General features: G+C 43.4%; 6 protein-coding genes. 3 read left to right on the top strand and 3 right to left on the bottom strand.

Annotated features, from left to right (window positions below; all coding sequences use genetic code 11):
• The 3 genes from JXQ28_00260 to JXQ28_00250 all read left to right on the top strand — a co-directional run.
• On the top strand, positions 1–494 hold a 494-nt coding region (locus JXQ28_00260), incomplete at its 5' end, for a transposase (GenBank protein MBN2276156.1).
• Between the two features lie 50 nt (positions 495–544).
• Positions 545–754 carry a helix-turn-helix transcriptional regulator gene (locus JXQ28_00255; GenBank protein MBN2276155.1) on the top strand — a complete coding sequence of 70 codons (210 nt, stop codon included), beginning with the start codon at positions 545–547 and terminating at the stop codon, positions 752–754.
• A gap of 238 nt (positions 755–992) precedes the next feature.
• Positions 993–3,530 carry an AAA family ATPase gene (locus tag JXQ28_00250; GenBank protein ID MBN2276154.1) on the top strand — a complete coding sequence of 846 codons (2,538 nt, stop codon included), beginning with the start codon at positions 993–995 and terminating at the stop codon, positions 3,528–3,530.
• 299 nt (positions 3,531–3,829) lie between these two features.
• On the opposite strand, the gene mtnA is transcribed toward JXQ28_00250, so the two are convergent.
• Genes mtnA through JXQ28_00235 form a run of 3 tightly spaced genes read right to left on the bottom strand, consistent with a single transcriptional unit; the run spans position 3,830 to position 6,955 of the window.
• Positions 3,830–4,846 (bottom strand): S-methyl-5-thioribose-1-phosphate isomerase, encoded by a 1,017-nt coding sequence (gene mtnA / locus JXQ28_00245; protein MBN2276153.1) that lies wholly within the window; start codon positions 4,844–4,846, stop codon positions 3,830–3,832.
• A gap of 3 nt (positions 4,847–4,849) precedes the next feature.
• Positions 4,850–5,266 carry a YjbQ family protein gene (locus JXQ28_00240; GenBank protein ID MBN2276152.1) on the bottom strand — a complete coding sequence of 139 codons (417 nt, stop codon included), beginning with the start codon at positions 5,264–5,266 and terminating at the stop codon, positions 4,850–4,852.
• 3 nt (positions 5,267–5,269) lie between these two features.
• Positions 5,270–6,955, bottom strand: coding sequence for an AMP-binding protein (locus JXQ28_00235; GenBank protein MBN2276151.1), 1,686 nt, complete (start codon positions 6,953–6,955; stop codon positions 5,270–5,272).
• Between the last annotated feature and the right edge of the window lie 22 nt (positions 6,956–6,977).

The following is a 6,977-nucleotide window of genomic DNA, read 5'->3' as shown; positions in this document are numbered from 1 at the left end:
ATATGACCAATATCCGCCGCCATTTTGGCGATAGCAATATCGTGTTCACATCTCATATTACCTGTCAACGCCGCCCTATTCTTTTGGAGCATGGTGATTTATTGATTACGATTTTGTCTCAATATGAGCATTCTTTGATAGCATGGGTTATACTTCCTGATCACTTCCATTGCATTATTGAGGGTCATGGTAATAATTTGTCAAACCTATTCAGGAGAATAAAGCTATCTTTTTCAGCGCATTACCGAAAGCGTATAGACCATTCCTTCGGGCGGGCGTGGCAGTATCGTTTCTGGGATCATATCATTCGAAATCAGGATGATTTAAATAATCATATTGATTATATTCATTATAATCCTGTCAAACATGGGTATTCAAGAAGCCCGTTTGAATGGGCGTTTTCGTCAATTCATAAATATTATCAACAGGGATATTATCAAAGGGATTGGGGTACACGGACGCCGATAGATATTATTGGTGATTATGGTGAATGATTAAAATGTCGAAACCGCAGGGGTTTCGACCTACTGGACTCTGGACTAAAATGTCAAAAGAAAAATCCACAATGGGGAAAAATATCAAGAAATACCGCCAAAAGCTAGGAATATCACAAGATAAGCTTTCTAAACTTGCCGGTATGACTTTTCATACTATTACAAAAATTGAGTCAGGTGCCACACTAGACCCAAGAATTGAAACCGTTAAAATAATAGCCGACGCTTTAGGCGTTAGCATTGACGATTTAATGAAGTAATTATGAATGTAATAAATAAAATTATTGGATATTGGCTTGATTGCATTAAGCATGAAGATATTTTAGCAAAGGACATTTCTATAAACGTGCGCACAAAGCCGTACTTTATCCTTTTCAGCACGATCCTTTTATTTTTAGTAGATTAGAGAACAAGATATCTATTGCCGACGATAGAATAATCGACCTAATAAAGCGTTCTAATACTCAAAATGAGGAACTCTATTATGGTTATCCTCTCTTGTTTTATTTTGATGAACCGACAAAAAAAAATTATGTAGCTCCGCTTTTTGTCACGAAAATAAACTTTAGCAAGGATGGACAAAGCATTTTTTTATCTAAAGATGATCCAGTTCCAAATTGTGGAATACAGGCATTAAGTAAAATAGGATTGCGAACGGAAGAAATTGCAGAAGTAAATCAAGAATTTGAAAAAATATTTAAAGGAGATATTTCCAACCCCAAAATACTTGTTCAAAAATGTATAGATATTCTCCTTGAAGAAACTAATTTTTCGATCAATGAAGAAATAAATCCTCAAGAATTGACAAACACCCATAAGCTTTCTAAAACAATGAGCATTGGGTTATACAATAAAAGTCTCATTTTTGTTGGCCAGGACACGGGTTATAATATGAGTCTCATTGAAGACTTAATGAATTTAAAAACAAAAATGGACATAGAAGGAACAGCACTTTCTTTTATAACGAACGAAATCAAACACATTGATAATGCTATCAACTTTAATAAATCATTGGTGTTGCCATTTTCATTAAATGACTATCAAATAAGTGTACTTAAAGGTGTATTTGAAAATAAAGTATCTGTCATTACCGGACCACCCGGCACAGGGAAAAGTCAATTTATAATGAACTTGCTTATAAATTTATTTCTAAACGATAAAAAAGTTTTATTTGTATGTCATACAAATGAAGCCGTCGATGTAGTTAATGAAAAGATAAATAGCGATTTTCAAAATCTACTTTTTCGTACTGGTAAAAAAGAGTTCAGGCAAGACTTAACGAGAAAATTTAATGAGCTTTCTTTGGATTCTCAGAAAAAGACAAATAGCGCCGCAATATCACTCAAGAGAATAAATCTTCTTTGGGATAATATCGTAAGTAATAAAAAACTGCTCTTGAAGATTGATGAACTTGAAGAAAAGGTAAATGAATTATATGAATTACAAAAAATTAAAAAAAGTATAATTTTATTCTTTAAAATAAAATATTATTTGTGGAAGCTTCAAAGAATACCTCGAAAAATAAATGTAGAAAAGGAGATAAAAAGAATAGAAAAAGATTTTTTCAGATCATCAAGAGAATATGTAAAGTCCATTTATACAAGAAAAATATTTAAGAAGTGGGGAGCATCTAATAAGGTAAAAGACTTTTTACATGAGGTTGAAACTACAAGATTTCACGAAGATATAAGTGATAGTTCCTTTGTTAAAGCTCTTGATGTACTGAAAATCTGGTCATCAACACTCAAATCTCTGAATAGAACATTTCCTCTTACTGCTGGTATTTTTGATTATGTAATTTTTGATGAAGCTTCACAGATAGATTTACCGTCTGCCGCTCCGGCTCTTTATAGAGCTAAAAATGTTGTGGTAGTAGGAGATCCTATGCAACTTTCCCATATTGCTGGAATCACTAAAGATTTAGATAAAGAAATTGCAAAAGCATATAGCCTGCAAGACCAAGAAAACTTGTATCCATCAAAAATAAGATATTATGATGTTTCGCTTTATCGTTGCGCTGAATCTTGTTTAAGCAAGCCACCTATTTTACTTGCTAAACATTATCGTTCGGAAGATCAAATAATTGATTTATGTAATCAAGTGTTTTACAGCGGGAAATTGAGCGTTTCTTCAAATCTTAACCATGCGAATTGGCCAAATAGTTTACCTTTGGGGATTCAATGGGAAGATTGTAGCGGAACAGTGATAAGGCCACCGAGTGGTAGCAGAATTAACAAAGATGAGGCGTTAAAAGTAAATGATGTTTTTCAGAAAATTATAAAAGAAATTAAAAATTCAAACTTATCGATAGGAATCGTAACTCCATATTCACAACAACAAAATGAAATTTATCGTATAATTACTAAAACAACACCACAAGATATTATGGAAAAACATAATGTTAAAGTGCTTACTGCTCATAAGTTTCAGGGCTCTGAAAAAGACATTATGATTTTTTCTATGGTTCTATCCTCAAAAGGAAATGGAAATAATGATCGTTGGTCTAATGCTCACCCTCAAATACTAAATGTTGCATTATCACGAGCAAAATATTTATTATACATTGTTGGAGATAAACAATTTTGTTTTACAAGAAATGGAATTCTAAAAAAAATTGCAAAAACTTATGAACAAATTAAAAAACAAGAAAAACTTGAAGAACAATATTTTTCTGTTAAATTTGATTCACCAACAGAACTTTTACTTTATCAAAAATTACAAGGGGTTGATTTTGACTCATTTGGTTATAAACTCATTCCGAAATTTATTACAAAAAGATATACTTTGGATTTTGCATTAGTCGGAAAAAAGAAGTTAGATGTTGAATGCGATGGGTTTAGAAATCATAATATTGTTGATGGATTACCAGTGATTGAAGATATTGAGAGAGACGAGTATTTAAAAGATAAAGAAGGGTGGGAAGTAATAAGATTTCCAAATCATCAGATAATTACAAAATCTAATTTTGTAATAGAAAAGATTTTAGATAAAATTAAAAAAGATTTGCCGTCAAAGTCAGTAGAGCCGAATAAGTAGCTAAAAGTTAAATTTATCAATATGGCCGAGTGGTTTAACTTTAGTCGCGTTTCCTAAGTTACCACGCCCCCGCCATTTTCCCCACCAAACCGCCCTTAATCCATTCCCCACCCCGATTTGTATGAAAACCCCTGCGCCCCAAAACATCCGGCAAAAAATCTTTTTACTGACAAAACGAACCCATTTTATCGAAAAACTTTTTACTGAGGAAACGAACCCATTTTTAAAAAAATATCCGGAGGATGAAACGAACCCATTTTAAATATAAGCCGGACAACTACAACATGTTACCTGATCCATCACTCCGCCCGGCCGCCGGGGGTGATACCCTTTTCCGTGATATACGCCGTCACCAGCTCTCTCGGCGTGATATCGAACGCCGGAGAATAAGTCCTGACTCCTTCCGGCGCCGTTTGCACCCCGCCCCAGTTGGTTATCTCCAGCGGCGAACGTTCCTCGATCGGGATATCATCGCCGGTCGCGATCTCATTATCGAAGGTCGAATACGGCAGGGCCACGTAAAACGGGATTCCGTGCTCTCTGGCCAGGACCGCCACCGAATAGGTGCCGATCTTGTTGGCCGCATCGCCGTTTTTGGCCACCCGGTCGGCGCCGACAATAACCAGGTCGATCTTCCCTTGCCGCATGACCATCCCGGCCATATTGTCGCAGATCAGGGTCACCTCGACTCCCTCCTGCATCAGCTCCCACGAGGTCAGCCGGGCGCCCTGGAGAAGCGGCCGGGTTTCATCGGCATAAACACGGACTCTTTTACCGTCTTTCCGGGCGGCATAAATCACCGCCAGGGCCGTCCCGCTTCCGCCGGTGGCCAGCGCCCCGGCGTTGCAGTGGGTCAGGATCGTATCGCCGTCCTTGATCAGCTCCACCCCGTTGCGGCCGATCGCCTCGCAGAGAGCCTTATCCTCGTCGAGAATCGCCTGCGCCTCGGCCCAGATGGCTTCCCGGAACGCCCCCTTATCCTCGCCCGGAAATTCCCGGATCACCTTCATCACCCGGTCCACCCCCCAGCCCAGGTTGACCGCGGTCGGACGGGCCTTCTTGATCTCACCCGCCAGACTGCCCAGGACCCCTTTGTACTGCTCCACCTTCATAGCCACCTCGACCTCGGCCGCCGCCGCCACCGCGAACGCCCCCGCAATCCCGATCGCCGGCGCCCCGCGGATTTCCAGTTTCTTGATGGCGGCGATTATATCGCGGTAGTCGTCGTACTCATGGTACACCAGTCTGGTCGGCAATTGGGTTTGATCGAGGATTCTTACCCTTTTTCCGGCCCGTTCGATAACGGTAAAATTCATTGCTTATTCTCCAATTATCTGGACCACCAGCCGGCGGCGGCGGTTGCGATTATCGAAATCGAGGAAGACAATATTTTGCCATGTCCCCAGGTGCAGATGGCCATCGGTGAATGGCACGGTTATATCCGGCCCGATCAGGGCCGAGCGCATATGCGAAAACCCGTTGCCGTCATGCCAGGTCCGATCATGATTGTAGGCCTTATCCGAGGGCAGGATTTTCTCGAAAAACTCGGGCAAATCCTCCAGAAGACCCGGCTCGTACTCGATCGTGGTCAGACCCGATGTGGCCGAGGGGGTAAAAACGGTGACAATCCCGGACTTGATCCCGGATTTCTCCACTTTCTGACGGATTTCATTGGTGATATCGACCACATGGCAGTACCCCTGGGAGTCGAATTCTATTTCCTCGGTGATAACCATGAGTTAAATATACAGGTTTCTTTTTATCTTTTTGGTGGTCGTCTTTTCCAGTTCTTCCAAACGGATTTCGAACCGGGCGATCCGTTTGTGCGCGGCCAGGCGGCTGTTGACCAGGTTCACCTCGCGGGCGATAATATCGCGGACCTGTTCCGGTCCCGGGTCACCCGAGATATCATTCTGGGTGGCCAGTTTGATCTGTTCCAGATCCGGCACCACCACGGCCCAGATTTCCTCGCCGATTTTGGCGCTTTTATTGCGACCCATAACCAGCGATTCGAGGACATTTTCCGAGAGGTTAAGTTCCGATTCGATTTCCTCGGGATATATATTCTTGCCGCCGCCGCTGACGATCAGATTTTTCTTCCGGCCGGTAATATAAATATGACCATCCTCGATCTTGCCCAAATCACCGGTAAACAGCCACCCTTCACGGAGCAGTTCCGAGGTGGCTTTGGGATTGTTGATATAACCGGGAGTGTTCTGGGGCCCGCGGACTTTGATCTCGCCGACACCGTCAGCCGATGGGTCGTCCACTTCCACCTCGATGCCAGGCAGGGGCGGCCCAACCGACCCGAACTGGATATCATTGGCGCGGTTAACCGAAACCACCGGCGAGCATTCGGTCAACCCATACCCGGGCAGGAAGTTGAAACCGATCATATTGAACCATTCGGCCACTCTCGCCGGAAGAGGCGCGCCGCCGCTGACCAGCAACCGGATACTCCCCAGTCCGGCTTTTCGCCGAAGGTTTTTAAACAGGATTGTCCCCGGCTTTCTGCCAATTTTCCAGCCCATCCGGCTGGTTTCATAAAAGGCTTTCAGGGTCACGCGTTTCAACGGCGGCAATTCTTCGATCTTCCTCCTGATGGCATTGTAAATCTTCTCGAACAGGAGCGGCACCCCGATCAGGCAGGTGACCTTATTGGCGGCAATATCACCCAGAATATCGCGGGATTTGAGCGACCGCGCATAGACAATCGTCAACCCGGCAAAAAGGGGCAGAAGAAATCCGCAGGTGGCCTCGAACGTGTGATGCATCGGCAAAACCGAAAGAAAAATATCATCTTCATAAAGCGGCAGAGTCCGCACCATGGAATTGAGGTTCCCCAGCAGATTTTGATGAGTCAGAATAACTCCTTTGGGATCACCGGTCGTTCCCGAGGTAAAAATCAGGACCGCAGGATCCGAGGATTGTATTTCAACTTCGAAATTTTCTGATTTACCTGATAACCCCCGAAGTGTCCCGGTCCCCTCGCCGATCAGATTGAATAACTCGAATCCCAGAGCGTTAAGGATAATAAGATCGCTCACCGGCTGGAACCATCGCGGCGAACAGAAAAGAACTTTAAGATCGGCCACCCGAAAAAATCTGGTCAATTCGTTTGACGTCAACGAGGCGTCGATCGGCACCACCATCGCCCCTGCAGTCAGTATCCCCAGGTAGGCGACAGCCCACTCGGGGCAGTTCTCCGATAGAATCCCGACCCGGTCTCCCTGCCCGACACCAAGAGCCTTAAGGCCCCCGGCCAGACGGCTGACGGCGTTTTCCAGTTCCCTGTAACTGAAACATGGCGCGCGCCCGCCATTTCCGACCAGGGCGGTCTTATCCGGAAATTTCTGGCAACTTCGGAATATGGCCCCGTGAACAGAACGCGAGATCGGGGGGATTTCAATTTCCTGCTGACGCATGCGGATAATTTAATCAGGACAG

This window comes from Candidatus Zixiibacteriota bacterium (genome assembly GCA_016933955.1).
Taxonomy (GTDB): Bacteria; Zixibacteria; MSB-5A5; order GN15; family PGXB01; genus JAFGTT01.
Note: the sequence above shows the minus strand (reverse complement) of the source record. Positions and strands in the feature narration are given on the sequence as shown.

Excerpts from the sequence above, each read along its gene's own strand:
- JXQ28_00255 (MBN2276155.1), top strand. The coding sequence starts at position 545 with ATGTCAAAAGAAAAATCCACAATGGGGAAAAATATCAAGAAATACCGC.
- mtnA (MBN2276153.1), bottom strand. The coding sequence starts at position 4,846 with ATGAATTTTACCGTTATCGAACGGGCCGGAAAAAGGGTAAGAATCCTC.
- JXQ28_00240 (MBN2276152.1), bottom strand. The coding sequence starts at position 5,266 with ATGGTTATCACCGAGGAAATAGAATTCGACTCCCAGGGGTACTGCCAT.
- JXQ28_00235 (MBN2276151.1), bottom strand. The coding sequence starts at position 6,955 with ATGCGTCAGCAGGAAATTGAAATCCCCCCGATCTCGCGTTCTGTTCAC.